Genomic DNA, 23,946 nt, shown 5'->3' on the forward strand with positions numbered 1-23,946 from the left:
GTGCTTGTTACAGGAATGAGGAGAGAGCCGCCGCGCTCAATTACCCGGCGGCGTAAACGACGGGTCGTCCAGCCTTGTGAACACCACGCCGCGCGCCTTCAGCGCCAGAAGGCCCCTCACCACGCCCTCACCCGCTTCGTGGGTAGGCTGGTTGATGTGGGAGATGATGACGTCGCCGTCCCTGGCCGAAGCGATGTGCTTTGCCGTGGCGGCCGCGCCCAGAAGCGAGCCGCCATCGCCATTGACGGAATAACCCGCCACCCGCATGCCGAGCCTGTTGATGGTGGCCATGGACGAGGTGGTGTATTTCGCCGTCGCACCGCGAAACCATTGCGGTTGAAGACCGGTCATGGCGACAATTGCCTGCCTGCCGCCCTCGACCTCCTGCTCGACTGCCGCTTCCGAACCGGCAGCGGCAATGCCGTAGATGGCAACGGGCTTATCCACCGCTGGCACATGGTTTTCGCCGTGGTTTTCAATCTCGAACAGATCCGGATGCGCCATCATTACGGCAAGCGCTTCGCTATTGTGCTTCAGCCAGCGGGCAGTGACAAAGATCGTCGCCGGTATCTTTTCCTGCACCAGCGTATCGAGAATGCGATGGTCGGTCTTGCCCATGCAGGCGTCCAGAGTCATCGCCACCCGCACCCTGCCGTCATGCCTCGGCGTCATTTTCAGCGTCGGCTCGACGAGACCCGTCCCCGCGAAGGCGGCAGTGGAGAGCGACAGGAAGAGAGCGGCAAAGGGCAGGCTACGCAGCATTTTTCAGTTTCCGAAGGGTAAGATGTGGCAATCCGCCTGCAAAACGCCCGAATTATGGCGCGGCTTCCAGCGTTGACAGAGCGTTCAGCACCTCTTCCACCCGCTGGCGCTCCGCGCTGGTGAGCGACAGGATTGGCCGGGGCGGCTCGCATGCCGTTACCGACAAAGCATTGGCGGCGGCGTAGATCACGCGGATACTGCCGAATTCCTTGAAGAGCGCCCAAAGCGGCTGGAAGGCCAGATCGAGCCTGCGCGTCTCCTCCGCATCCCCGGCCTGCGCGGCGCGCATCAACCGCAATGCCGGAACCGGCAGCAGGCCCGCAACGACGCTGTACCAGGCATCGCCACCGGCAAGCGTTGCTTCCGCACATCCCCAGTCGCCGCTGTAACCGATGGCGAAATCATCCGTCAGTTTCGGCCGCAGCCGCGCAAGCTCTCCCGCATAGTCGGAATCGGCCGGCAGCGGCATCTTTATGGCGCGGATATTCGGAATATAGGCGAGCCTGACCAGAAGCTCATCGCTGAAGGAGAATCGCGTCGTCGTCGGGTTGTTGTAGATGGCGAGCGGCAAATCGGTTGCGCCGGCGACGGCGGCGAAATGGTGATAGGCCTCTTCCTGAGTCAGCGGCGTATAGGAAACGGGTGCCAGAAGCAGCGCATCGGCACCGGCAGCTTCGGCATCCTTCGCCAGCGCCACGGCCTCATCGGTACGCAATGCGCCGACGCCTGCCATCAATGTGCGCCTGCCCTTGAGGACGGCATGGGCTGCCTCGACCGCGCGCCGCCTCTCGGCACGCGACAGATACATATAGGTTCCGGTGCTGCCGAGAATACCGATGGAATCGACCTCCGCCGCATCCAGCCGCTCGACGAGGGCGGAAAAGGCTTGACTATCCACCTGCCCGGCCTCGTCAGCGGGCGTGATCGGAAAAGCCGAAAGTCCCTTGAATTGCTTCGCCATGTTCTCGCCCCTCAATTCGATCGAAGGACAGCGTTACAGAGCCATTGGCAGGGCGGCAAGAAAAGCGGGGTTTAAACCGGCGACCGCGGACGAAGAATTCCCCGATCAGTCATAAAGATACAACTTCTTCCACTGCTCTTCGGGAATCTTGTCGCCGACACGGTAATCGAAGGACTGGATGGAGAGGCTGTCGCTTTTCAGCTGGCACTTGTATTTGAGCTTGTACCATTCACCGGCGCTTCTGAAGACTGCACCCGACGCCTTTATCGAATTCTTGCCAACCTCGGGATCACCGAAGGTATAGGCAATGACCTTATCCGGCTTCATGCCCTTCTGCTCCGTCGCGATCCGCTCCATCGCCTCTATGTCGCAACGCTGCTCCAGACGCTCCTCGGGGGCGAGCACGTTCAGCTGCCGCATGACGTTGGCGTCTATTGCGAAAGCGGGTGTAGATGCCTGCAAGGCAAGGAAAAACGCAGAAAGAGCAGCGGGAAGAAACTTTCGCATGGGATCCTGTCAGTTTTCGTTTGTTCTTATCGATGCACGGCAGGCCGGTGGCAGGCGCGTATCATCGCTGATTTGCCGGATATTGCCAAAATGTGATCGAAAACTGACGAAATTGTGCCCAAGCCTCATTTCACCTGTGGAGATTTGAAACTTGATCGGTGGTGAGGGGCACTCTACATCTTGGGTGCCGCCCACGCATTTTTCATACGAAAGCGAGTTTCCCTTGCCGATTTTCAAGAACCTGCCCGCAGCCCCGACCGCCGAAAAACGGCCCGTCCAGGATACGCATCACGGCATTACCCGCACCGATGACTACGCATGGTTCCGGGCCGATAACTGGCAGGCCATGTTCAAGGACCCTACCCTGCTCGACCCAGCCATCCGCGCCCATCTGGAGGCCGAGAACGCCTATATGGAAGCCGCAATGGGCGACACCAAGGCGCTTCAGGCAAAGCTGTTCGAGGAGATGAAAGGCCGTATCAAGCAGGATGATTCCTCTGTTCCGGTCAATGACGGGCCCTATGCCTATGGCACGCTGTTCGTGACCGGCGGCGAGCAGCCGCATTATTTCCGCACCCCGCGTGATGGCGGCGAAAAGCACGTGCTGCTTGATGGCGACAGGGAAGCTGAAGGCAAGGATTATTTCCGTCTTGCCGGCCTCGACCAGTCTTCCGATCACAGTCACGGCATCTGGGGTTATGACGACAAGGGTTCGGAATATTTCACGCTGCGCATCCGTAATCTCGAAACCGGTGAAGACCTTGCCGATGTCGTGGAAAATACCGGCGGCGGCGGGGCATGGGCGCCTGACGGCAAGAGCTTCTTCTATACGCTACAGGACGAAAACCACCGCCCCTCGAAGGTCTTCCACCACATCATCGGCGAGCCGCAGTCGGCCGACAGGCTGGTCTATGAGGAAAAGGACCCGGGCTTCTTCATGGGCGTTGGCGCGTCCGTGCTCGACGACTTCATCTTCATCGACATTCACGACCATGAGACCAGCGAATACCGCATTCTTTCCACCAAGGACCTGATGGCCGAGCCTGTCGTGGTTGCGGAGCGCGAGGAAGGTATCGAATATTCGATGTGCGAAGGCGGCGATGTCTTCTACATCCTCACCAATGACGGCGATGCCAAGGATTTCCGCATCATGGAAGCGCCCGTGACCGCGCCGGGCAAGGAAAACTGGAAGGAGGTCGTGCCGCATGAGCCGGGTCGCCTCATTCTCTCCGTCGATGCCTATGCCCGCCATCTGATCTGGCTGGAGCGCCGCGACGGCCTGCCGCGCATCGTTATCCGCGATCGCCGCACGGGCGAGGAACATTCCATCGCCTTTGCCGAGGAAGCCTATTCGCTTGGCCTGCATGGCGCTGCAGAATACGACACCGATGTCATCCGCTTCTCCTACTCCTCGATGACGACGCCGAGCCAGTTGTTCGACTACAATATGGTGACGCGCGACCGCACGCTGCTGAAAACGCAGGAAGTGCCTTCCGGCCATAATCCCGACGATTACATTACCCGCCGCATCATGGCGCCTGCCCATGACGGCGAGTTGGTGCCCGTCTCGCTGCTTTACCGCAAGGATGTAGCGCTCGACGGTTCGGCCCCCTGCCTGCTTTATGGCTACGGCGCCTATGGCATCACCATTCCCGCTTCCTTCTCCACCACAACGCTGTCTTTGGCAGACCGTGGCTTCATCTATGCCATCGCCCACATTCGCGGCGGCAAGGACAAGGGTTTCGAGTGGTATGAAACCGGCAAGATGAAAGACAAAGAGAACACGTTTAAGGATTTCATCGCGGCTGCCGATCATCTGGTCAAGGAAGGCTTTACCTCCTACGATCGCATTATCGCGGAAGGCGGTTCGGCAGGGGGAATGCTGATGGGCGCCGTCGCCAACATGGCCCCGGAAAAATTTGCCGGCATCATCGCTGCGGTTCCCTTCGTGGACGTGCTGACGACCATGCTTGATGACACGCTGCCGCTAACCCCGCCGGAATGGCCGGAATGGGGTAATCCGCTGGAATCGGAAGAGGAATATCAGTGGATCGCCGCCTACAGCCCCTATGACAATGTCGGGGAAAAGCCCTATCCGCCGCTGCTTGCGCTTTCCGGCCTCACCGACCCGCGCGTGACCTATTGGGAACCGACCAAATGGGTGGCGAAACTGCGCGAAAAGACGACGGGGGAAGCCCCGATCCTGCTCAAGACCAACATGGCGGCTGGCCATGGAGGCAAGTCGGGCCGTTTCCAGCGGCTGGAAGAAATTGCCTTCGAATATGCCTTCGCACTGAAGGTGGCGGGCAAGGACACCGTCTGACACGCTGAATGCAGAAACGGGCGGCGATCCAATCGTCGCCCGATCTTATTTTGGACGAAAATACCTGCAAAAATCTCGTTATTGAATATTTTTTCCACAAATTATCATACGCATCTTTTATTTAAATAACATCTTTATAGACATTAAATTTTTATTTCCAGTTGCTGCAACTCATAATATATCTTCCGCAAACGCAAATAATTCTCATGTATTACGTCACCGGAAAAAATGTTCCGGAAATCGAACGCATGGCTGCGTTGCGCCATTTCGCATTGCAATATCACTTTTCGGCCGTATTATCCGGGCCGTTGACATATTCATGCGCCTTTTCGCCGCCTTTCTCGCGGCAATCCTGCAGCACGTCTTGCGGATAATCTTATCGCCGGATTTTTTCGGCTTTTTCATGCGCCATGTCAGTTCGCCCTTGGCAATCCGGGCTTTGCAGTGCTCCCGCTTTGCCAACTGAAAACACTGCATCAGACTTGGAGGTCTCCCATGAAGAAACTCCTGGCCTCGACCATTCTCGTAACGGGCTTTACCATCGCTGCCGGTGCAGCAAATTCCGCCAACGCCGCAGAAACATGCGGCAGCGTCACCATCGCCGAAATGAACTGGGCGTCCGCCGGTGTTGCGGCTTACGTCGACAAGTTCATCATGGAAAACGGCTATGATTGCACGGTCAACGTCATTAGCGGCGACACCACTCCCACATTCACCTCCATGAATGAAAAGGGCCAGCCGGATATGGCGCCCGAAATGTGGGTGAATACCCTTGGCGCCCCCTATGAGGACGCCGTCAAGAAGGGCAACCTGGTCCAGGAAAGCAAAATCCTGAGTGAAGGTGGCGTTGAAGGCTGGTGGATTCCCAAATATCTCGCCGACGAACACCCTGATATCAAGACAGTTGAGGACGCACTCAAGCATCCCGAGCTTTTCCCCGCGCCGGAAGACGCCAGCAAGGGTGCCGTGTTTGGCTGCCCGCCGGGCTGGGGCTGCCAGCCAACGACCGCCAACCTGTTCAAGGCACGCAAGGCCGATGAGAAGGGCTTCGCCCTGATCGATACCGGCTCCGCTGCAGGCCTCGATGGCTCGATCTCCAATGCCTATGAGAAAAAGCAGGGCTGGCTCGGCTATTACTGGTCCCCGACGGCCATTCTTGGCAAGTACGACATGGTGAAACTGGACGATGGCGTGGCACTCGACCGCGAGGCCTACGACAATTGCATCGCCAAGCCTGATTGCGCCGATCCCAAGCCAAACGCCTATCCGGTGGCAGAGGTATTCACTGTTGTCACCAAGGACTTCGCCGAGAAGGCCGGTCCTTCCATCGACTATATCCGCAAGCGGCAGTGGGACAACGAGACCGTCGCCAAGGTTCTTGCCTGGATGGATGAAAACCAGGGCACCAACGAAGACGGCGCGGAATATTTCCTCGAGAACAACGAGGATATCTGGACGAAGTGGGTTTCGCCCGAGGTGGCGGAGAAGATCAAGGCTTCGATGTAACGCATCCGCAGGAGGGAAAAGCTTGGGTTTGTATCCGTAGCTTACCCCCCTCTGCCCTGCCGGACATCTCCCCCTCAAGGGGGGAGATCGACCTGCGGCAAGGCCTCGCTCCACTCCAACCTAGCGGATGAAGCGATGTGGCGCGTCTTGCCGATCTCCCCCCTTGAGGGGGAGATGTCCGGCAGGACAGAGGGGGGTGCCCGCACGCTCCAGCGACTCCATTGTCCCTCTCATCCCCCAAAACCCAAAGGGAAAACAACAATAATGGCCCTCTGTAACTATCTGCCGGATATGCTGTGCAAGTTTCCGGCCATCGATAACGGCACGATGCGTGTGGCACGCAAGACCATCGATGACGGTTTTCGCGATATCGTGCGCAATTACGGCGATGCGATCGATGTGATCGTGCATCCGCTGCAGCTCTTTCTCAACTCCTCGGAGCGGCTGTTCATCCAGACCCCGTGGATCGTCACCATGCTGGTCATTCTGGCGATCGTGCATCTGGCCGGGCGCAGCTTCAAGATCACCGGTGGCACGGCCATCTCCCTGCTCATGATCGGTGCAGTCGGCCTCTGGCGCGACGCCATGACGACGCTTTCCATCGTCGCCATCGCCACGCTGATCGCCATCGTCATCGGCCTGCCGCTCGGCATTTTGATGGGACGCTCCGAACGGTTGCAGCGTATTATCAATCCCGTGCTCGACGTGATGCAGACCCTGCCAAGCTTCGTTTATCTGATCCCCGTGGTGGTGATTTTCGGCATCGGCAAGGTACCGGGCCTGATCGCAGTGGTGATCTACGCCATTCCACCCGTCATCCGCCTGACCAGCCTCGGCATCCGCCTGGTAGACCGGGAAGTGCTGGAAGCCGCCGATGCCTTCGGCTCCTCCAACGGCCAGAAGCTGTTCAATGTGCAGCTGCCGCTGGCGTTGCCCACCATCATGACCGGCATCAACCAGACCATCATGATGGCACTCGCCATGGTCGTCGTCGCCTCCATGGTCGGCGTCGGCGGTCTCGGCAAGAATGTGCTGCAGGCCATCAACAACCAGTTTTTCACGGTGGGCTTCCTGAACGGTTTCGCTCTGGTCGCCATCGCCATCATGTTCGACCGGGCAAGCCAGGCTTTCGGCAAGCGCCTGCAGAAATACCGCGAGGTCTCCCATGGCTAAAAGCATCGAAATCAGGAATCTTTACAAGATCTTCGGCAAGCATCCCGAGAAGTACCTCGAAGCGGTGCGATCAGGCATGGACAAGGTCGAGCTGAACGACAAACACAACCATGTGCTTGGCCTCAACAACATCAACATCACCATGCCGGGCGGCAAGATCACCGTGGTCATGGGGCTTTCCGGTTCCGGCAAGTCGACGCTGATCCGCCACATCAACCGGCTGATCGACCCGACCGCAGGTGAGGTTCTCTACGACGGCGAGGACATTTGCGGCATGAGCACTTCGGCGCTGCGGAAATTCCGCCGTCACAAAACGGCGATGGTGTTCCAGAAATTCGGCCTCCTGCCGCACCGCACCGTGCTGGAAAACAGCGTCTATGGCCTCGATATTCAGGGCGTGCCACGCAAAGACAGCGAAGAGAAAGGCCGTTACTGGCTGGATCGTGTCGGTCTTGCCGGCTATGAGGATTATTATCCGAACCAGCTTTCCGGCGGTATGCAGCAGCGCGTCGGCCTTGCCCGTGCGCTTGCCAACGATGCCGATATTCTCCTGATGGACGAGGCCTATTCGGCTCTCGATCCGCTGATCCGTGTCGATATGCAGACGATGCTGCTGGACCTTCAGCAGGAGCTGAAAAAGACTGTGGTGTTCATCACTCACGATCTGGATGAGGCTTTGCGGCTCGGCGACCACATTGCCATTCTGAAAGACGGCGAAGTGGTGCAGCAGGGCGACGGCCAGAGCATCATCCTTTCCCCTGCGGATGGTTACGTCACCGACTTCGTGCGCGACGTCAACCGCAGCCGCGTGCTTCAGGCGACCACCGTGATGGAACCGCTGACGGCGAAACCCGAGGGCATGTCGGTGCCGGAAAACGCGACACTGGAAACCATCGCCCGCGATATGTCGGAGGCGAACGAAACCAGCGCCCATGTGGTGGATGAAGACGGCAAGCCAGTCGGCGCCATCGGCCTCGACACGCTGGTGGCGGCGATGGTCACGCCGGCACCTCAGGAGACGGAGGCCGGGGTGGCAGTCGTGGAGGAAGCGGAAAAAATCCCGGAACCGGCGGCGCCTGTGGAAAAGGAAACTGCGTAATCCGGCACCAACAGGATTTGCCTTTCTTTCAGAGGACCGAAACAGCCCCAGCCCCGCTGCGCAAAAGACATCGGAGCTGCCTGGCAGCGTCAAAACGCTCTTTCGTCATACCGGCCTAGAGCCGGTATGACGGGAGTGGGGTGTTTGGCGCCAGAGTTTGAGCGGCACAACAGGGTCGCCATGGCGAGCACGACGCGAAGTGTGGGCAAGGCCGGCAATGCCCGCCTTCCCATCCAACCATGCAAAAACGAAGCACCCCTTTGCCACGTGTCAAGCCGGGAACGACATTGCAATGCAGCAAGCGCAAGCTTCGGGCAAGCCGCCGCCGTTAACCATTTGTTAACTTTTGAACGCGGAATCACTGGCATGCAGATCGAAAGCAATATTGGCGGATACAATTATCAGGCTCGTGTCCGCGACATCGAAAAACCCGGCAGCGCGCAGAGCGCGCCCGAGGAACAGGCCGTTAAACGCGGCCCCGGCAACCCGACCGTTTCCAGCACCGTTCTTTCCCGTTCGCTGGCCAACGTGCTGTGGGCCGTCGGCAATGGCAGCGCGCCGGCCCACACGCAGGCTGCGACCTCCGCCGAGGACAAGGCAGAAGCGCAGGCCGAATGGGTGCGCAGCGCCTATTCCGAATACGAATAGATGATTCCGATCAGGCCCTTGCCGGGCTGACCTCCACCGTTACATGTGAGAGTTCATGTATGGCTGCAAGCTTCTGCTTGTAGAAAGCCGGTGCCTTCGGCACCTGCGAGTGGATGGCGACAATGGCGGCGTGATGCCCCGGCCCCACCTGCCAGACGTGCAGGTCGGTGATGCGATCTTCTTCCGTTTCCACGCTTTCACGGATTTCCTGCGGCAAGTCCTCCGTCAGCGGAACTGCATCAACCAGCGTCGTTGCCGTGGAGCGAATGAGTCCCCATGACCAGCGGGCAATCACCACACCGCCGACAATACCCATCAACGGATCGAGGAAGGACCAGCCGTTCCACTTGCCGAGCAGCAGCGCGACAATGGCGAGAACGGAAGTCAGCGCATCGGCGAGTACATGCAGATAGGCTGCGCGCAGATTATTGTCCCTGCCGCCCTTCGCTCCGTGCTCGCCGTGATGCGCGTGCGAGCCGTGATCGTGATGGGCGTGGCTGCCATGGCCGTGATGGGCATGCGAACCATGTGCGTGACCATGGCCATGGCCGTGATCGTGGTCATCCTTCAACAGCACGGCGCTGACGAGATTGACGATAAGACCGATGACGGCGACGAGGATCGCCTGATTGAAGTCGATCTGAACAGGATTGAAAAGCCGCATCGCACTTTCGACGGCGATGAGCAGCGCCACCACCGCCAGCACGATGGCGCTGGCAAAACCGGCGAGATCACCGAACTTGCCGGTGCCGAAGGTGAAGCGCGGATTGCGCGCCTCGCGCCGGGCATATAGATAGGCCAGCGCCGAGATGAGCATTGCGCCCGCATGGGTGGACATGTGCCAGCCATCCGCCGTCAGCGCCATGGAACCGAACCAGTGGCCGGCGACGATCTCCGCCACCATCATGACTGTGGTCAGCGCAATCACCATCCACACGCGCTTTTCATTGCGCTCATGGTTCCGGCCTAGGAAAACATGGTCGTGGCCGGACGCTGCGGAAAATTCGGATGTCGTCGTCATGTCGCTAATCCTGTTCGATCCTGGAATATTCTGTTTCACGCATCTTTTCCCAAAGCCGCGGACACTTTTGGGAGAGAGGTTAGCGGATGTAGGTCTTCAGCACCTGGGCCAGCTCTTCCGCCGCACGCGCCCGCTCGTCTTCATTTTCGGCGTGCACGACGTGCTCATGCAGATGTTCCTGCATCACCTCCCCCGTCAGGCCGGAAAGCGCACCGCGCACCGAGGCCAGCAATTGCAGCACCTCGCCGCAGGGCTTGGAATCGTCCAGGGCACGCTCCACCGCCTCCATCTGCCCCTTGAGGCGACGGATGCGAGCGAGAAGCTTCTCCTTGTTGCGGATCGTATGGGACATGAGTACCTCATATACTATAGGGGGGTATACTATATTGCGATGTTTTTTGGTTCAAGCCCTGCGCGACGCAACCTTCGCGAATGTTTCGACCCCTAAAAATACCCCATGAAACTTAGGGGACTCAGTCATGACGACTATCGCAGCAACAACCAGCAGCTATTACGCAACTCCGGTCCGGACCCTTGAGCCGACAAAGACCAGGGAAACAAATGCAACCACCGAGGCCCTGCTGGAACTGACACGGGCGGCACACCGCGCGATTTCCAGCGCCGAGAGCGTTGCCGTTTCCGCCGCACCTGCCGCCGCCAGCGTTTCCGCCGGCCTTGCCGCAGCACTTTGGAACCTGGACAGCGGTGCACAGGCCAGAACCGAACCGGCGGTAGATATCGCCGCATCAGCGCAGCCTGACGCCGCCTCCAGCATCGAGACAGAAGTTCTCAAAGCCCTGGCGCAGGCACTCGGCGTGGATGCCGCCGCCTGACACCCATTGAACGGCAGGCTGAAAAGCTATATCTCTAGAGACTAGAGCATCCGGTTCGTTCTTGTCCCGGCTGCTCTTGAGGATATGGAGAAGGCAATGCTGTCGATCGGTGAATTGTCCAAACGTACCGGCGTGAAGGTTCCGACGATCCGCTATTATGAGCAGATGGGCCTCATCCGCGAGGCAGATCGCTCGGAAGGCAACCAGCGCCGTTACGAAAAATCCGATCTCGAAAGGCTGGCTTTCATCCGCCATGCCCGCGATATCGGGCTCAATATCGACGCCATCAGAGAATTGATCGCGCTCAGCCAGCACCGGCAAATGCCGTGCGAGGGTGCGGATCGCATTGCCGCCGAACACCTCGCCCATGTGCGCGAAAAAATCACCAGCCTCAAGAAGCTCGAGCATGAGCTGGAACGTATCGTCTCCCATTGCCATGGTCATTCGATCGAGGATTGTTACGTCATCCGCGCACTTTCCGACCATGGCATGTGCGAAGGCGAGCATTGAGGCTGAAGAGCAGGCTTGACAGATTTCAGATTCGAGCGCATTGCATGGACATGATCAACGAACGCGCACCCATCTCCTGCTCGTACTTTTGGGCCTACCTGTAAAGGGCGGCTCGACAGATCATTTTGTCAACAAGCCGCCGTCAGGCGGCTTTGTTGTTTTTCAAGCGTCCTGACGGCACCGATAAAACCGAAGGACCAGAAAAATGACCGAAGATAGTTCCCTTACACTGGAAAGACCGCCCGTCGTCATCATTCGTGGCGCACGCAAGACCGATTTGCCTGAGCTCAATGAGATGATCACCCTGCTTGCCAACTTTCATGGGGATGCGGCGGCGATTACGCCGGCGAAACTGGAACGCGACCTGTTCGGCCCGCTTCCCTGGGTGCATGGGCTGGTGGCGGAAGCCGACGGCGCATTGATCGGTTACGCCCTGATGCTGCCGCTCTACAGGGCGCAGGAAGGCCGCCGCGGGCTTGAGCTGCACCATCTTTTCGTGCGTGACGGTCACCGCGGACATGGCACCGGCCAGCACCTGGTTTCCCGCGCCCGCGATATCGCCAAGCGCCTCGGTTGCGACTATCTTTCCGTCAGCGCCACGACCGGCAATGTCGCCGCGCATCGTTTCTACGAAAGCATGGATTTCGCGCCGCGCCCGGTCACTGGCATGCGCTACATGCAGTCTATCGCCTGATTGCAACCTTCGGAGACGGCCATGACACGGATTGCCATTGCGCTTGCGCAGGATTTTGCGGACTGGGAACCGGCGCTGCTTGCCGCCGCCGCGCGCGGCTATCTCGGCGTCGAGATCGTTTACGCAACCCCGGACGGCCGGCCCGTGGTTTCAATGGGCGGGCTCAACGTTACGCCCGACACATCATACGACGCGCTTGATCCTGCTAACATCGATGCGCTCGTCATTCCCGGCGGCCTCAGCTGGGAAAAGGGAACGGCTGCCGATCTTGGCGGGTTGGTACAGCGGTTTCGCGAGAAGGGCCGGCTGGTTGCCGGCATCTGCGCGGCTGCCAGCGCGCTTGCAGGCACGGGCGCCCTTGATGACGTCACCCATACCGGAAATTCGCTCGCCTCTCACAAGGCCTATCCGTCCTATCGCGGCGAAGCGCTCTATCGCGACCAGCCAAAGGCGGTCAGCGATGGCGGCATCGTAACCGCAGCCGGCAGTGCACCCGTCAGTTTCGCAGTGGAAATTCTGAAACACCTCGGCCTCTTTGGTCCGGAAGCCGAGGCGGAACTTCAGGTTTTTGCGGCGGAACACCGGTGAAGCTCACCTTGGTGTCGAGAGTTTTGCGGATCCTCCCACCCTCATTCCTGTGCTTGTCACAGGAATGAGGTGGTGTGGAAGTTAAGCCGTGAGACCATCACAAATCACCCCTGATCAAGCACCCGGCAGACACGGGGCGCGACATCCCCGCACTCCCCCGCAATCGCACGGCGGATATCGCGGCTGTTGAGATGCAGACTGCGACCGGCCGGCAAAGCCGAGCGTTTTATCTTGGCAAGGGCTGCGACCGTAAAGGCAGCCTCATTCTCATGAAAATAGGCGAGCGCCGCTTCCCGTTCCGGGCTGACGCCGAGGACTGCCTTGAAGGCAAGGCGATGCACGGCGCAGAAAGCGCCGTGACAGGGAACGGCAAAACGCAGCGCGTCGAGTTCCTCACTCCATTCGGCTGCGTCCTGCATGGTTTCAAGCTTGCTGGAAGCGCTTCAGGAAAAACGCGCTCAATGTTCCGAGCAAGGCCCAGAAGACAAAGCTGGTCACGGTGGCGGCAACGATGAACTGTCGTTCCAGCGGCAGCGGTGCCAGCGCATGTTGACCTTCCGGCGGCAGGGGCGCGCCCACCACATGTGGTGCAACGATCAACACCAGTGCGAGCACGATTGCCCAGGGTTCGCGGCGGAATGCGATCAGCGCAATGCCGCCTGCGGTCGCCGCCACCGTCGAAAGCCACCAGATTTGACGCGCCTCAAGCGCGGCCGCCGGGCTGCCCGGCAGTTCCGGCGGCAGGCCGATCATCGGCGCAAGCATGACGGCGGCAAAACCGGCCACACCCCACAAAAGGCCTTCGCGCCAGCCGGCATTGGTGCCGCGCAGCGAGATGAGGCCGGTCAGCACCAGCGCATAACCGATGGCGGTCAGCACGTTGGCGGCGACCGTATAGGCGGTGCGCTCGAAGCCGTCGGCCGGAGACCAGGCTTCCTCATTATGCTCGTGCGCGGGAACGGCAGCGCCGGTCGTGGCCGGAGCATCATGGCTGTGGGGCGCTTCGCCACCGGCATTTTCATAGGTTTCCGCCTTCAGGATCAGCGGCGTGGTGCCGAAAGCCTGCATGGCCGAAACGGCGAAGCCGCCAACGATGCCGACGAGGACGGCGGTAAAAACGATATTGCGAAAGAACGACATGCTTTTCCCCCTCAATGGCAAGGGAAAGCATTGGCATGACGTGTGTCATGCGCGGCGTTGTGAACGGCTTCCACATGCGAAAAGCCGACAAAACCGACGACGAACAGGCCAAGCACGATCGCCGTCAGCGATTGCGCGAAGCTGCCCGTTTTTGCTGAAACGGCGGCATTTGCCGTATTCTGGTTGATGGACATGGTGACCCCTCTTACGGCGCGACCCCGCGCCTTTAGACGCGGCGGAACGGCAAACGCCGTGCAGCCGCATGCGATACACTTCACCACGGGGATACGAGACTGACACAGGGCGGCACGTTCAAGCGCCACCACCCTGAAATTCCGCTCTTCCGGACACCCCGCCGGCATGGACATTTCCGTGATGGCAGGTCTCCTGGCTTACGGGTCAAAACCTGAAACACCTTCCCGGCATTGCCCTCGCCCATATCCGGCGAGATGCGTACCAGTGGCATTTCGTTTCAGGCTCTCCGCTCACAGTTGCGGGGGCAGCCACGAATGAGGATGTCTCCCTATCGTGTTCCCTTTTCACCTTCCGGAACGCCCGGAAGGAACCATCACAGGATCGTTATCCGATGGGTGTGGGTGGGAGTCAATGGCAGGCCGGCGTGAGAATCGCGCGCCGTGGCTGGATGCCGGATCAAGTCCGGCATGACGGCGAAGGGCTACCGTGCCGGGATGGCCTTCAGATAGGCGGCGATCGCATTGCGGTCTTCGGCCGTCAGATGCGCCATGTTCTGCTGCACCTTGACCATGGAGCCGCCGACGCTGTCGAATTCCGGGGTGAAGCCGGTTTCCAGATAGTTGGCAATATCGGCCGCCTCCCAGCTTCCGACGCTCTGCGAGCCGGGGGTAATATCGGGAATGCGGCCCTCGCCTTCGGGATTTGGACCACCGGCCAGCCATTTGCCATCGAGAAAACCGCCAAGTGCATTGCGCGGCGTGTGACATTCGCCGCAATGGCCCGGGCCTTCCACCAGATATTGGCCGCGCAGCAATTCGGCATTGGCATCGGCAAGCTCGACGCGGGGTGGCGCGGATGTATCGAAATAGAGGAATTTCCAACCGCCCAATGCCATGCGCATGTTGAAGGGGAACGGCAGTTCATGATCCGGCGCGTCATTCTGGCTGGCGGGCAGAACCCGCAAATAACCGAAGAGGTCGTTGATGTCCTTCTGCGTCATGCGGGCATAGGAGGCGTATGGGAAGGACGGGTAGAGATGTTCGCCGTTCTTGCCGACGCCGCGCGTCATCGCATCTCCGAATTCCGAAAGCGTCCAGCCGCCAATACCATGCTGCGGATCGGAGGAAATATTGGGCACATGGAAGGTGCCGAAGGGGCTTTTCAACGCTTGCCCGCCCGAAAGCGTCAAAAGCGCATCGCCCTTGGCATCTGGTGCCGCATGGCAACTTGCGCAGCCACCCGCCCAGAACAGCGTTTCGCCATTGGCAAGGTCCGGCTCGCCAAGGCTCACCCAGTGGCTGGGTGCCTGACGCACAGGCGCGGTGACCCAGGCGAAAATGCCGAAACCGGCAATGGCCGCCACCGCGATCCCGCCCGCGAGCTTCGTCCAAATGGAGGCCATGACCCCTCTCCCCATTATCACCTGATGAGATCAGGCATCATTCCCGCTGAAAAAAACGCCGCCGGGAAGCGGCGTTCTTAGTAGGATCACTTCTTCAGACGGTAGGTCTGGTGGCACGCACCACAATCGGCACCGAGGGTCTGCATGGCGGCGGTGACGCCTGCCTGATCGGCGGGAAGGCTGGCGAGGACCTTGTCCGCATCGGCACCGAGCTTGGCGGCCTTGGACTTGAAGTCATCGAAATTTTCCCAGATCGCGGGTGCCGCAGCACTGCCGGTCTCGCTGCCCGGGGGAAACTGGTCAGGGAAAGCCTTGGCGTTGGTGCTGATGGTCGTCACGGCAGCCTTCACGGCTTCGGCGTCATAAGGCTTCTGGCCCTTGGAGATGGCAGCAAGCGCCCCCATGGAGCCGCCGATCTGCTTCATCATGCCTTCACGTTTTTCGACTTCGCCGGCAGCGTAGACCGCTCCGGCGCAAAGACAGCCGAAAAGCATGGCCGCCGCGATGGTTTTCAGTTTCATACACTCTCTCCTTGATTCCGGCAGATGCCGAACGCGCGATAACGGCGCGAGGATGCCCTTTCCGCATGGCGAAAAGAAGTCACATTGCAGTGAATTTCCCCAAGAAAACAGAAGTCTAGGAGAGTGCTTCCCAAAGCGTAACCAGGGCTGCGGCAATCAGCATGAAACCGGCGGCGCGGCCGATGAAAATCGTCGCGGCAGGCGAGGAAACGAGCCATGCCCGGCTTTTATCCGCCGTCAGCGCCAGAGCGCCATAGACCGTGAACTGCGTGATGGCCACCATCGCGCCCATTACCAGCCCCTGCATCCAGATTGGACCATAGTCGGGTTTGAGGAATTGCGGATAGATCGCCATCATGAAGAGATAGGCTTTCGGATTGGAAAGGCAGGTGAGCACGGCCCGCCAGAACGCCTTTCTGACAGAGGCGCTCGCCTGCGCCTCATCGCCATTGACGGTGATGGCGCTGCGCATCAGGCCGACGCCGATCCAGACCATGTAAGCGGCGCCGGCGACCAGCAGCGGCAGGAACAGCGACGGCATCCAGGCGGCAAGCATGCCGACGCCCAACGCACCGTAAAGTGAATGCACCATGCCGCCGGCGCTCATGCCGCTTGCGGCGGAAAGCCCGGTTCTTTTGCCACCCGTCAACGCACTTGCCAGCACGAACAGCATATCCATGCCCGGCAGGATGATGATGCCGAACAGGACCAGAAAGAAAAGCCAGAGATTTTCGGCGTAACTCATGTCAGTATCTCCCAAAACAGTTTGCGACACATTCGGGAAAACTCATGTTTCTCAATGTGTTTTGCTGCTTATAGGAAAATCCAACTGACAGCGTTGTGTCAGTTGCGTTGGGAAACCACCGGGAAAAACGGCAATGCGCAAGGCATCGAGACTGTTCGAGATCATCCAGATCCTGCGGGTGGCGCGCAGGCCGATCACCGCGCAGACCATTGCCGAGGCACTGGAGGTCACGGTGCGCTCGGTCTATCGCGATATTTCGGCCCTTCAGACCATGCGCGTACCGATCGAAGGCGAACGCGGCGTCGGTTACATCCTGCGTCCCGGCTTCAACCTGCCGCCGCTGATGTTCTCCATCGAGGAGACGGAGGCGATCGTGCTTGCGCTCGCCATGGTCGCGCGCACGGGCGATACCGAATTGCGGCAGGCGGCCAAAAAGGTCAGCGACAAGATTGCCGCATCCCTGCCCGAACCCCTGTCGAAAACCCTGTCGGCCAATGCCCTGCACGCCTGGGGCAGCATCGCGCCCTCACCCGCCGGCGTCGATCTTGCCATGGTCAGGCGGGCGGTGCGCGACGAGGAGCGGTTGGACATAACCTATGGCGATGAAACCGGCGTGGAGACCCGGCGACAGATCCGGCCCATCGCCACGATCTATTATTCGGAGACGACCAATATCGTCGCCTGGTGCGAACTCAGGCAAGCGATCCGCAATTTCCGCTCCGACCGCGTTCTGACCTGCAAGACAACCGGCAGCTTTTTCAAGATGGAAGGCGAAAGGTTGCGGCAATTGTGGATGAGCGGCTGGCAGAGCAATCAGCTGAGGACTTCGGAACGAACGACGAATCAAGCCGGCGCGTAAAGCAACTGATTTAGCGCGTCTTTCAACCTTCGTTGTGTGTCGGTGCCCCCCGTCTCAACCGCCATTCCTGTGACAGTAATGACGGTTGAGAGGGTGGTGCTGACTTCAAAGCACGGCAGCGTTATGCTGCAAGTGCTCCAGCACCCTATCGTCTTCCCGCCCGAAACCGCGGATGACGATTCGGTCGGCAAACACATCGGCAATGGCGAAGGTGTTCTGGTCGGGCGTATCCACCATGCCCTTGAAGTTGACGAAGTGAGTGTTGCCCTGCACCCCGTAATTGCCCTCATGATTATGGCCGCTGAACCATGCGACGACCGAAGGATGTACATCCAGAAGATCGAGGATGCGGGGCGCGTCCCACATATTATGGGCGTTGTCCGGATAGACCGGATAGTGGCAGAGAATGACCACTTGTTCACCCGCCGCATCCGCCTTTTGCAGAACGGTCCGCAGCCATTCGAACTGTTCGTCGCTGAGCGACGCATTCCAGTCCTGCGCATTGATCGCACCCACCTCTTGCAGGCGCTTCAGACGCTCTTGCGCCAGCGTGCGGCGCGGATCGCCGGGCGGCGGGGCAAACAGGCTGACCTCGTTGCCGTCAAGCACCACGAAACGTATCTCACCGATGGTGAAATCGTGCCAGGGCGACGCCATGCCGAGGCGGGCATGAATGGCGGACAGGTGTTCGGCGGCAACGGCGAAATCGTGATTTCCCGGCAGCATCACCGAAGGATGGCGAAGCTGCTCGTAGACGCCAAGGATCGCATCGAAATTTTCAAAACCGCGATCGATGATATCGCCCAGCGTTACCACGAAGGCCAGTTCCTCGCGATTGAAGGCGTCGATCGCTTCGCCAAGCTTTTTCGGGCTTTCGGCATAATACCGGCCCATATCCGGGCGGGGTTCGGCATCGGCATATTGGGGATCGGCAACAATGCCGAATGAGAAGAGCGGTGTGGTTTTTTCAGTCATGATGCGCCGCGATAAACCGGGCGGATGACAGGCTTGTGACAAATGGGAGCGACACGCTGGATTGTCGACCTCAAAAGCAGAACACCCGGCCTTTGGGGGGCCGGGTGCTCAGAAAATTACAATCCGCAAAACTTACTTGGAAGCGGCTTCGTAACGCTCCAGGACGTAGTCCCAGTTGATGAGGTTGTCGACGAAGGCTTCGAGGTACTTCGGACGCAGGTTGCGGTAGTCGATGTAGTAGGAGTGTTCCCATACGTCGACGCCGAGGATCGGTTCTGCGCCATGAACCAGCGGGTTTTCGCCGTTCGGGGTCTTGGAGATTTCGAGCTTGCCGTTCTTGACGGAAACCCATGCCCAGCCGGAGCCGAACTGCGTGGTGCCGGCAGCGATGAAATCAGCCTTGAACTTGTCGTAACCGCCGAGATCGGAGGCGAATGCCTGTTCCAGCTTGCCCGGCAGCTTGTTGCCGCCGCCGTCCTTCTTCAGCCACTTCCAGAAATGGACGTGGTTGTAATGCTGGGCAGCATTGTTGAAGAGACCAGCATTGGTGCCAAAGGACTTCTTCACGACTTCCTCAAGCGAAAGGTCGGAAAGACCGGCTTCCGCCGCCAGCTTGTTGCCGTTGTCGACATATGCCTTGTGGTGCTTGTCGTGATGGAACTCGAGCGTCTCGCGCGACATGTATGGTGCAAGCGCGTCGTAGTCGTAGGGGAGTTCAGGAAGTTCGAAGGCCATGGTTTTTACTCCTTTTTGCAGCGGGTTACCGCTCCTAGAAACCGTGTGAGCGGACCATAGGAGCGAACCTCTGTTTGGGCAACCTGTGAAATATCAAAATGTTCCGACAAAAGAGAAAATTCCTCTCAAGCCAGCCGCCACCACATTTGTTTCACAACCCTGGCGTACTGTTTTCCACCCTATCGGTTCGCTTTTGATGAAATTGCAGGAAGGAAATTCCATGACCCGCCCCATGATCCATAGCGCGCTGCTTCTCGCCGCCTTCTCCTCGCTGGCGCTTCCGGCCGTCGCATCGTCTGACGATGCCTGGAAGGAATTCGTGGCGGATGTGCAGACGGCGTGCCTTGGCGCCGGCAAAGACATGATCGAGGACGCCAAGGTGGTGGTCGATCCGGTGGGCAGCGAGAATTATGGCCTCGCCGTCCTCACCGGCAAGGCCAAGGGCGCGGATGCGACGATCAGCCATATCTGCGTTTACGACAAGAAGACCAAGGCCGTCGAACTCGGCAGCGAGCTTGCCGGCGATACGCTGAAGGTTGAAATCCCCGGCTCTACCAAGCCCTGAGGTTTCAGAAACGGGGCGTGGTGTCGCCATCGCCCAGCGCGCGCTGCATCAGCACCGTGTCCAGCCACTGGCCGTGTTTCCAGCCGATGGACTTGAATGTGCCGACATGCTCGAAACCGGCGGCGCGGTGCACACCGATGGAGGCGGCGTTGGCGCTATCGCCGATGACCGCAATCATTTGCCGGAAGCCGCGCGAAGTCGCATCCTCGATCAGCGCATCGAGCAGCTTGCGGCCAATTCCCATGCCCTTCATGGCCGGATCGATATAAACGGAATTCTCCACAGCAGCACCATAGGCCGGGCGCGGACGATAGGCGCCGGCATAGGCATATCCGGCTACCTTTCCGTCGATTTCGGCGACGAGATAGGAGTAGTTGCCTTCTACCAGCAGTCGGCGGCGCTCAAGCATCATATCCACGCTTGGCGGATCGATCTCGAAGCTGGCGCGGCCATGCAGCACGGCATCCCGGTAGATTTCGGTAATGGCTGGAATATCCGCCTCCTCGCAGGGGCGGATGGTAAGGCTGGAAATTGTGGGAAGGGTCATTCTCGTGTCCTGTGGTCATTCACGGCATTATTGTGCATTGCGGCTCAGTCAAAATAAAGATTATCTGTCTTATACAAACGATAAGGTTTTCTTTGATGATGGACCTCGATCTGCGGCAGGTGCGCAGCTTCATGGATGTCGCCGATCTCGGCAGCTTTTCCGCCGCAGCCGACAAGGCGGGGCTGACGCAGCCGGCCACCAGCCTGCACATCCGGCTGCTGGAAAAGCAGCTCGGTGTGCGGCTGATCGAACGGGTTGGCAGGCGCGCGCAGCCGACGGCGGCGGGCCGGGACTTTCTCATCCATGCAAGACGGATTGCGGAAGAAGTGGCGCATGCCATCGATACCGTAGCCCCTCATCGCAGCGGCGTGACGGGACGCTTGCGCATCGGCACGGGCGCCACCGCCTGCATCTATCTTCTGCCGCCAGTGCTGGGCAAAATCCGCCAGGTGATGCCGGGGATAGACATCGTCGTGCAGACCGGCAATACCCACGATATACTGAGGCTTCTCGAAGCCAATACGATCGATGCGGCGGTGGTGGCCCTGCCGGCCAGCGGCCGCAGCCTCGATATCAGCGACATCCATCTCGATGAACTGGTTGCGGTTTTCCTGCTTGGCACCATCAGCGACGCAACAATCCTGAATGCCGAGACACTTTCGACACAGCCATTGCTGCTTTACGAGGGCGGCAATACGCGCAAGCTCGTGGATCAATGGTTTTCGGCAAGCGGCCGCACCGTGCAACCCGCCATGGAACTGGGCAGCGTCGAGGCCATCAAGAAACTGGCGGGCGCGGGCCTTGGCCTTGCCATCGTGCCACGCATGGCGATGGAGCATGAAGGTGCTGCATCGGGGCTTGAATGGCGCTCGCTCGAGCCGCCGCTCGAACGGCGGATCGCCCTTGCCCTCAGACGCGACAAGCACATGACCGCTCCACTAAGGGCGCTCGCTGCTGCATTGCCAAACCTGCAGAAACGATGAAGCCCGCGTCGATTTCGGACGCGGGCTTCGATCTGTTGATGCTTGCGACTTTTTTCTTTCGTCATGCCGCACTGGATCCGGCATCCAGCCACGGCGCGTCTGCGCCGTGAGAAGAGTCGTATGCGATCAGAGACCTGATCGCGCTGGACCCCGAAGCCAAAGGCAATCTCGTCCTCAGAACTCCGTCCAGTCATCACCCTTCACGGCCAGCGCGGCATTGCCACGCGAAGCAGTGACCGGGCGGGATCTGGACGGCTGGGAGACGGGTGCACGTGCGGGGCTTGCCTCTCGCATGTGCCTTGCCGTCTCGCGCAATGCGGAGGTCTGCTGACCGAGCTGGAATTGCGCCAACAAAGCCTGGAGATTGGCACATTCCTGCGCAAGACCCGCACCGGCCGCATTCATTTCCTCGACCATCGCGGCGTTCTGCTGCGTGGCCTGATCCATGTGATTGACGGCGGTGTTGACCTCGGAGAGACCGGCGGACTGTTCCTGCGCCGCGGTGGCGATGGCGTCCATATGGGTGTTGACGGACAGTACGAGCTGCTCAATCTCGGAAAGCCCGACGCCAGTATCGGCGACAAGCTTCACGCCTTCACCCACCGCAACGGCTGACGTGTTGATGAGCTGCTTGATTTCCTTGGCGGCCTTGGCGGAACGCTGGGCCAGTTCGCGCACTTCCTGTGCAACGACTGCAAAACCCTTGCCCGCATCGCCCGCCCGCGCCGCCTCGACGCCCGCATTCAGCGCCAGAAGGTTGGTCTGGAAGGCGATTTCGTCAATAACACCGATGATCTGGCCGATCTGGCGCGAGGAATGCTCGATGCGTTCCATGGCGGAAACGGCATCGCGCACCACCTTGCCGGAAAGATCGGCCTTTGCCCTTGCCTCACGCACCGTGTCACGCGCATCGCCTGCCCGCTTGGAGGTGGCCGAAACATTGGCGGTGATCTCTTCCAGCGCGGCAGCGGTCTCTTCCAGAGAGGCAGCCTGCTGCTCCGTGCGGCGGGAAAGATCGTCGGATGCCGACGAAACCTCGTGAGCGCCGCCATTTACCGTCTGCACGGACTGGCCGACACTTGTCAGCGCTTCGCGCAGTTGAACGACGGAGCTGTTGAAATCGTGCCGCAGCGCCTCGAATTGCGGTGCGAACGGCGTGGCGATCTCGCAGACCATGTCGCCGGAAGCGAGACGGCGAAGACCGCCCGCCAGCGAACCCGTGGCCTGATTGAGCCGTTCTTCGGCCTCGGCCTCGGCGCGCTGCTGCAACTCGATACGGTCCCGCTCGGCCCGCTCGCGATTGGCCAGGGCTTCGGATTCCAGCTGCCTGTTGCGGATTGCCGCCTCGCGGAAGATTTCCACGGCGCGGGCCATCTCGCCGATCTCGTCGCCGCGTTTTGCGCCGGCGACATCGATCGAAAGATTGCCGCCCGAAAGCTCCATCATCGCGTTGGTCAGGCGGCTGATCGGGCGGGTGACGCGGCCGACGATGACGGCAAGCGAGAGGATACAGAGCGCCAGCGTCGCGATGAAGACGACGAGATAGATCATCGCATCGATGAAGGCGTCCTGTTTGGCCTGTGCGGCATTTGCGTCCAGAACATCCATGGCGGCAGAAGCGATTTTCGCAATCGTGCCGAGGTTTTCGGTGACGGTGGTGCGCCAGCTGTCCATGGTGAAGGCAGGCGTGCGACCATTCATGAGATCGTCGATGAGCTTGGCGCGCTGCGTGCTGAAATCGCCCTTAAAGTAAGTCTTGTCCGCCGTGGCGTAGATATCCTTGAGCGATTGCGGCGTCGATTCATGCGTAACCAGATCGCCGGTCGCTTTCCAGGCGAAAGCCGCACCGGCATCGAATGCGCCGAGTTGCTGCATCTCCTGCGCCGTCAGTGGACGGTTCTGGGCAACGGCAGCGTTGAGAATGACGGTGGCGCTGCCGCCAAGGGCACGGGCAGACCAGCCGTAAGAGCGCAACTGGATCAAACCGGTCTGACCCTGATCGAGAGAGCGAACAGTGCCTTCAAGCGCCGTCGAGCCCGCCTCGAGCGAGGCGAGGAAATCGCCGCCGAGCGCCATGACCGTCTTGTCGAGCCCGCCTTCGCGCCGGTCGAGCGGCAGCGAAACGTTGGCGTCAACCTTCTTTCGCAATTCGACGAACTGCGCGTAGACATCTTTCACGCGCTTCAGCGGTGCCTGAAGCTGCGTGTCTTCAAGCGACGAAGACTGCGTGAGGAATGCCGTCATGGCAGCATCCACCTTCTGGCGTGCGGCCTGCACGCTGGCGACGCTGCCCGTCGATTTCGACGGATCGAGCGTCAGTGCCGTGGCGCTGTCGCCGCGTTCACTGCGGAAATTCAAAAGAGCGTTGAAAAGAAGCTTGTCGAGCGAGACGAGTTGCGCAACCTCTGAAAAGGTGCCGGCGCGATTGGCCGACCGCCACAACTCGTTTCCGACCAAACCGGCCAGCGCGAGGCTGATGGTAAGAAAAAATCCTACAAGTACATTACGAATGCTGAAAGACATCTGGCGGCCCTCGTTAGCCGGAAGGGAAGATGCTGCAAACTACGTGTGGTTTGTCTAAAATTGGATTAAATTCCCCTCAGTTTTCGCGGGAAAATACTGCACTGCAAAAACAAAAGGCCACGGCAAGCCGA

At 59.7% G+C, this 23,946-nt stretch carries 27 protein-coding genes and 1 riboswitch; of the genes, 12 read left to right on the forward strand and 15 right to left on the reverse strand.

The window, feature by feature from the left end:
• Positions 1–36 precede the first annotated feature (36 nt).
• The 3 genes from FB593_RS05050 to FB593_RS05060 form a co-directional block, all read right to left on the reverse strand.
• Entirely contained in the window at positions 37–762 is a 726-nt protein-coding gene (locus FB593_RS05050) for a polysaccharide deacetylase family protein (protein WP_019564112.1), read from the reverse strand.
• 52 nt (positions 763–814) lie between these two features.
• On the reverse strand, positions 815–1,723 hold the full coding sequence (locus FB593_RS05055; RefSeq protein WP_003511998.1) for a dihydrodipicolinate synthase family protein: 909 nt from the start codon (positions 1,721–1,723) through the stop codon (positions 815–817).
• Positions 1,724–1,828: 105 nt separating this feature from the next.
• Entirely contained in the window at positions 1,829–2,230 is a 402-nt protein-coding gene (locus FB593_RS05060) for a DUF930 domain-containing protein (protein ID WP_003511997.1), read from the reverse strand.
• A 223-nt stretch (positions 2,231–2,453) separates the two neighbouring features.
• Here FB593_RS05060 and FB593_RS05065 point away from each other — a divergent pair, with 223 nt between their 5' ends.
• The 5 genes from FB593_RS05065 to FB593_RS05090 all read left to right on the forward strand — a co-directional run bounded on the left by FB593_RS05065 (position 2,454) and on the right by FB593_RS05090 (position 8,979).
• A complete protein-coding gene (locus FB593_RS05065) occupies positions 2,454–4,553 on the forward strand; it encodes a S9 family peptidase (protein ID WP_145166364.1) in 2,100 nt (699 codons plus the stop codon).
• A 495-nt stretch (positions 4,554–5,048) separates the two neighbouring features.
• A complete protein-coding gene (locus tag FB593_RS05075) occupies positions 5,049–6,059 on the forward strand; it encodes an ABC transporter substrate-binding protein (protein ID WP_145166365.1) in 1,011 nt (336 codons plus the stop codon).
• 264 nt (positions 6,060–6,323) lie between these two features.
• On the forward strand, positions 6,324–7,232 hold the full coding sequence (locus FB593_RS05080) for an ABC transporter permease (RefSeq protein ID WP_003511991.1): 909 nt from the start codon (positions 6,324–6,326) through the stop codon (positions 7,230–7,232).
• Positions 7,225–8,331, forward strand: coding sequence for a quaternary amine ABC transporter ATP-binding protein (locus FB593_RS05085; protein WP_145166366.1), 1,107 nt, complete (start codon positions 7,225–7,227; stop codon positions 8,329–8,331). Before FB593_RS05080 ends, FB593_RS05085 begins: the two co-directional genes overlap by 8 nt.
• Positions 8,332–8,697: 366 nt before the next feature.
• A complete protein-coding gene (locus FB593_RS05090) occupies positions 8,698–8,979 on the forward strand; it encodes a hypothetical protein (protein WP_003511987.1) in 282 nt (93 codons plus the stop codon).
• Positions 8,980–8,989: 10 nt separating this feature from the next.
• Here the strand turns inward: FB593_RS05090 and dmeF are convergent, their stop codons facing one another.
• Positions 8,990–10,000, reverse strand: coding sequence for a CDF family Co(II)/Ni(II) efflux transporter DmeF (dmeF, locus tag FB593_RS05095; RefSeq protein WP_025592771.1), 1,011 nt, complete (start codon positions 9,998–10,000; stop codon positions 8,990–8,992).
• A 79-nt stretch (positions 10,001–10,079) separates the two neighbouring features.
• Entirely contained in the window at positions 10,080–10,352 is a 273-nt protein-coding gene (dmeR, locus tag FB593_RS05100; RefSeq protein ID WP_003494395.1) for a Ni(II)/Co(II)-sensing transcriptional repressor DmeR, read from the reverse strand.
• 127 nt (positions 10,353–10,479) lie between these two features.
• Here dmeR and FB593_RS05105 point away from each other — a divergent pair, with 127 nt between their 5' ends.
• From FB593_RS05105 to FB593_RS05120, 4 genes are all read left to right on the forward strand, one after another.
• Positions 10,480–10,833 (forward strand): hypothetical protein, encoded by a 354-nt coding sequence (locus FB593_RS05105; protein ID WP_003511979.1) that lies wholly within the window; start codon positions 10,480–10,482, stop codon positions 10,831–10,833.
• Between the two features lie 96 nt (positions 10,834–10,929).
• On the forward strand, positions 10,930–11,343 hold the full coding sequence (locus FB593_RS05110) for a MerR family transcriptional regulator (protein WP_003511977.1): 414 nt from the start codon (positions 10,930–10,932) through the stop codon (positions 11,341–11,343).
• A gap of 205 nt (positions 11,344–11,548) precedes the next feature.
• Positions 11,549–12,037 carry a GNAT family N-acetyltransferase gene (locus FB593_RS05115; RefSeq protein WP_065661247.1) on the forward strand — a complete coding sequence of 163 codons (489 nt, stop codon included), beginning with the start codon at positions 11,549–11,551 and terminating at the stop codon, positions 12,035–12,037.
• A 21-nt stretch (positions 12,038–12,058) separates the two neighbouring features.
• A complete protein-coding gene (locus FB593_RS05120) occupies positions 12,059–12,625 on the forward strand; it encodes a type 1 glutamine amidotransferase family protein (RefSeq protein WP_145166367.1) in 567 nt (188 codons plus the stop codon).
• 104 nt (positions 12,626–12,729) lie between these two features.
• Here the strand turns inward: FB593_RS05120 and FB593_RS05125 are convergent, their stop codons facing one another.
• From FB593_RS05125 to FB593_RS05150, 6 genes are all read right to left on the reverse strand, one after another.
• On the reverse strand, positions 12,730–13,044 hold the full coding sequence (locus FB593_RS05125) for a hypothetical protein (RefSeq protein ID WP_112289646.1): 315 nt from the start codon (positions 13,042–13,044) through the stop codon (positions 12,730–12,732).
• A 4-nt stretch (positions 13,045–13,048) separates the two neighbouring features.
• Positions 13,049–13,765 carry a CbtA family protein gene (locus FB593_RS05130; RefSeq protein WP_112289643.1) on the reverse strand — a complete coding sequence of 239 codons (717 nt, stop codon included), beginning with the start codon at positions 13,763–13,765 and terminating at the stop codon, positions 13,049–13,051.
• An 11-nt stretch (positions 13,766–13,776) separates the two neighbouring features.
• Entirely contained in the window at positions 13,777–13,959 is a 183-nt protein-coding gene (locus FB593_RS05135; RefSeq protein ID WP_003494386.1) for a CbtB domain-containing protein, read from the reverse strand.
• A gap of 165 nt (positions 13,960–14,124) precedes the next feature.
• A riboswitch (cobalamin riboswitch) is annotated at positions 14,125–14,350 on the reverse strand.
• Positions 14,351–14,441: 91 nt separating this feature from the next.
• Entirely contained in the window at positions 14,442–15,362 is a 921-nt protein-coding gene (locus FB593_RS05140; RefSeq protein ID WP_003511962.1) for a c-type cytochrome, read from the reverse strand.
• Positions 15,363–15,448: 86 nt separating this feature from the next.
• Positions 15,449–15,883: a c-type cytochrome gene (locus FB593_RS05145; RefSeq protein ID WP_025592760.1), complete on the reverse strand. Its 435-nt coding sequence runs from the start codon at positions 15,881–15,883 to the stop codon at positions 15,449–15,451.
• 115 nt (positions 15,884–15,998) lie between these two features.
• Entirely contained in the window at positions 15,999–16,628 is a 630-nt protein-coding gene (locus FB593_RS05150) for a LysE family translocator (protein ID WP_003511960.1), read from the reverse strand.
• Positions 16,629–16,761: 133 nt separating this feature from the next.
• On the opposite strand from FB593_RS05150, the gene FB593_RS05155 reads away from it, so the two are divergent.
• Complete coding sequence (locus FB593_RS05155) at positions 16,762–17,487, forward strand: helix-turn-helix transcriptional regulator (protein WP_112289641.1); 726 nt, start codon at positions 16,762–16,764, stop codon at positions 17,485–17,487.
• A 105-nt stretch (positions 17,488–17,592) separates the two neighbouring features.
• Here FB593_RS05155 and FB593_RS05160 read toward each other — a convergent pair whose 3' ends face one another.
• Positions 17,593–18,462: a metallophosphoesterase gene (locus FB593_RS05160; protein ID WP_112289638.1), complete on the reverse strand. Its 870-nt coding sequence runs from the start codon at positions 18,460–18,462 to the stop codon at positions 17,593–17,595.
• Positions 18,463–18,594: 132 nt separating this feature from the next.
• Positions 18,595–19,197 (reverse strand): superoxide dismutase, encoded by a 603-nt coding sequence (locus tag FB593_RS05165; RefSeq protein WP_003511955.1) that lies wholly within the window; start codon positions 19,195–19,197, stop codon positions 18,595–18,597.
• Between the two features lie 220 nt (positions 19,198–19,417).
• Here FB593_RS05165 and FB593_RS05170 point away from each other — a divergent pair, with 220 nt between their 5' ends.
• Positions 19,418–19,762: a hypothetical protein gene (locus FB593_RS05170; RefSeq protein ID WP_186447884.1), complete on the forward strand. Its 345-nt coding sequence runs from the start codon at positions 19,418–19,420 to the stop codon at positions 19,760–19,762.
• Positions 19,763–19,766: 4 nt separating this feature from the next.
• Here FB593_RS05170 and FB593_RS05175 read toward each other — a convergent pair whose 3' ends face one another.
• On the reverse strand, positions 19,767–20,309 hold the full coding sequence (locus tag FB593_RS05175; protein ID WP_003511952.1) for a GNAT family N-acetyltransferase: 543 nt from the start codon (positions 20,307–20,309) through the stop codon (positions 19,767–19,769).
• 95 nt (positions 20,310–20,404) lie between these two features.
• Between FB593_RS05175 and FB593_RS05180 the strand changes: the two genes are divergently transcribed.
• Complete coding sequence (locus FB593_RS05180; RefSeq protein ID WP_112289632.1) at positions 20,405–21,292, forward strand: LysR family transcriptional regulator; 888 nt, start codon at positions 20,405–20,407, stop codon at positions 21,290–21,292.
• 174 nt (positions 21,293–21,466) lie between these two features.
• Here the strand turns inward: FB593_RS05180 and FB593_RS05185 are convergent, their stop codons facing one another.
• Positions 21,467–23,815 (reverse strand): methyl-accepting chemotaxis protein, encoded by a 2,349-nt coding sequence (locus FB593_RS05185; RefSeq protein ID WP_003511949.1) that lies wholly within the window; start codon positions 23,813–23,815, stop codon positions 21,467–21,469.
• Positions 23,816–23,946 lie beyond the last annotated feature (131 nt).

The sequence above is a fragment of the Rhizobium sp. SJZ105 genome (assembly GCF_007828365.1).
Taxonomy (GTDB): domain Bacteria; phylum Pseudomonadota; class Alphaproteobacteria; order Rhizobiales; family Rhizobiaceae; genus Agrobacterium; species Agrobacterium tumefaciens.

What these genes read in the sequence shown, in the direction of transcription:
- FB593_RS05050 (WP_019564112.1), bottom strand. Translation starts at nt 762, where the DNA reads ATGCTGCGTAGCCTGCCCTTTGCCGCTCTCTTCCTGTCGCTCTCCACT.
- FB593_RS05055 (WP_003511998.1), bottom strand. Translation starts at nt 1,723, where the DNA reads ATGGCGAAGCAATTCAAGGGACTTTCGGCTTTTCCGATCACGCCCGCT.
- FB593_RS05060 (WP_003511997.1), bottom strand. Translation starts at nt 2,230, where the DNA reads ATGCGAAAGTTTCTTCCCGCTGCTCTTTCTGCGTTTTTCCTTGCCTTG.
- FB593_RS05075 (WP_145166365.1), top strand. Translation starts at nt 5,049, where the DNA reads ATGAAGAAACTCCTGGCCTCGACCATTCTCGTAACGGGCTTTACCATC.
- FB593_RS05080 (WP_003511991.1), top strand. Translation starts at nt 6,324, where the DNA reads ATGGCCCTCTGTAACTATCTGCCGGATATGCTGTGCAAGTTTCCGGCC.
- FB593_RS05085 (WP_145166366.1), top strand. Translation starts at nt 7,225, where the DNA reads ATGGCTAAAAGCATCGAAATCAGGAATCTTTACAAGATCTTCGGCAAG.
- FB593_RS05090 (WP_003511987.1), top strand. Translation starts at nt 8,698, where the DNA reads ATGCAGATCGAAAGCAATATTGGCGGATACAATTATCAGGCTCGTGTC.
- dmeF (WP_025592771.1), bottom strand. Translation starts at nt 10,000, where the DNA reads ATGACGACGACATCCGAATTTTCCGCAGCGTCCGGCCACGACCATGTT.
- dmeR (WP_003494395.1), bottom strand. Translation starts at nt 10,352, where the DNA reads ATGTCCCATACGATCCGCAACAAGGAGAAGCTTCTCGCTCGCATCCGT.
- FB593_RS05105 (WP_003511979.1), top strand. Translation starts at nt 10,480, where the DNA reads ATGACGACTATCGCAGCAACAACCAGCAGCTATTACGCAACTCCGGTC.
- FB593_RS05110 (WP_003511977.1), top strand. Translation starts at nt 10,930, where the DNA reads ATGCTGTCGATCGGTGAATTGTCCAAACGTACCGGCGTGAAGGTTCCG.
- FB593_RS05115 (WP_065661247.1), top strand. Translation starts at nt 11,549, where the DNA reads ATGACCGAAGATAGTTCCCTTACACTGGAAAGACCGCCCGTCGTCATC.
- FB593_RS05120 (WP_145166367.1), top strand. Translation starts at nt 12,059, where the DNA reads ATGACACGGATTGCCATTGCGCTTGCGCAGGATTTTGCGGACTGGGAA.
- FB593_RS05125 (WP_112289646.1), bottom strand. Translation starts at nt 13,044, where the DNA reads ATGCAGGACGCAGCCGAATGGAGTGAGGAACTCGACGCGCTGCGTTTT.
- FB593_RS05130 (WP_112289643.1), bottom strand. Translation starts at nt 13,765, where the DNA reads ATGTCGTTCTTTCGCAATATCGTTTTTACCGCCGTCCTCGTCGGCATC.
- FB593_RS05135 (WP_003494386.1), bottom strand. Translation starts at nt 13,959, where the DNA reads ATGTCCATCAACCAGAATACGGCAAATGCCGCCGTTTCAGCAAAAACG.
- FB593_RS05140 (WP_003511962.1), bottom strand. Translation starts at nt 15,362, where the DNA reads ATGGCCTCCATTTGGACGAAGCTCGCGGGCGGGATCGCGGTGGCGGCC.
- FB593_RS05145 (WP_025592760.1), bottom strand. Translation starts at nt 15,883, where the DNA reads ATGAAACTGAAAACCATCGCGGCGGCCATGCTTTTCGGCTGTCTTTGC.
- FB593_RS05150 (WP_003511960.1), bottom strand. Translation starts at nt 16,628, where the DNA reads ATGAGTTACGCCGAAAATCTCTGGCTTTTCTTTCTGGTCCTGTTCGGC.
- FB593_RS05155 (WP_112289641.1), top strand. Translation starts at nt 16,762, where the DNA reads ATGCGCAAGGCATCGAGACTGTTCGAGATCATCCAGATCCTGCGGGTG.
- FB593_RS05160 (WP_112289638.1), bottom strand. Translation starts at nt 18,462, where the DNA reads ATGACTGAAAAAACCACACCGCTCTTCTCATTCGGCATTGTTGCCGAT.
- FB593_RS05165 (WP_003511955.1), bottom strand. Translation starts at nt 19,197, where the DNA reads ATGGCCTTCGAACTTCCTGAACTCCCCTACGACTACGACGCGCTTGCA.
- FB593_RS05170 (WP_186447884.1), top strand. Translation starts at nt 19,418, where the DNA reads ATGACCCGCCCCATGATCCATAGCGCGCTGCTTCTCGCCGCCTTCTCC.
- FB593_RS05175 (WP_003511952.1), bottom strand. Translation starts at nt 20,309, where the DNA reads ATGACCCTTCCCACAATTTCCAGCCTTACCATCCGCCCCTGCGAGGAG.
- FB593_RS05180 (WP_112289632.1), top strand. Translation starts at nt 20,405, where the DNA reads ATGATGGACCTCGATCTGCGGCAGGTGCGCAGCTTCATGGATGTCGCC.
- FB593_RS05185 (WP_003511949.1), bottom strand. Translation starts at nt 23,815, where the DNA reads ATGTCTTTCAGCATTCGTAATGTACTTGTAGGATTTTTTCTTACCATC.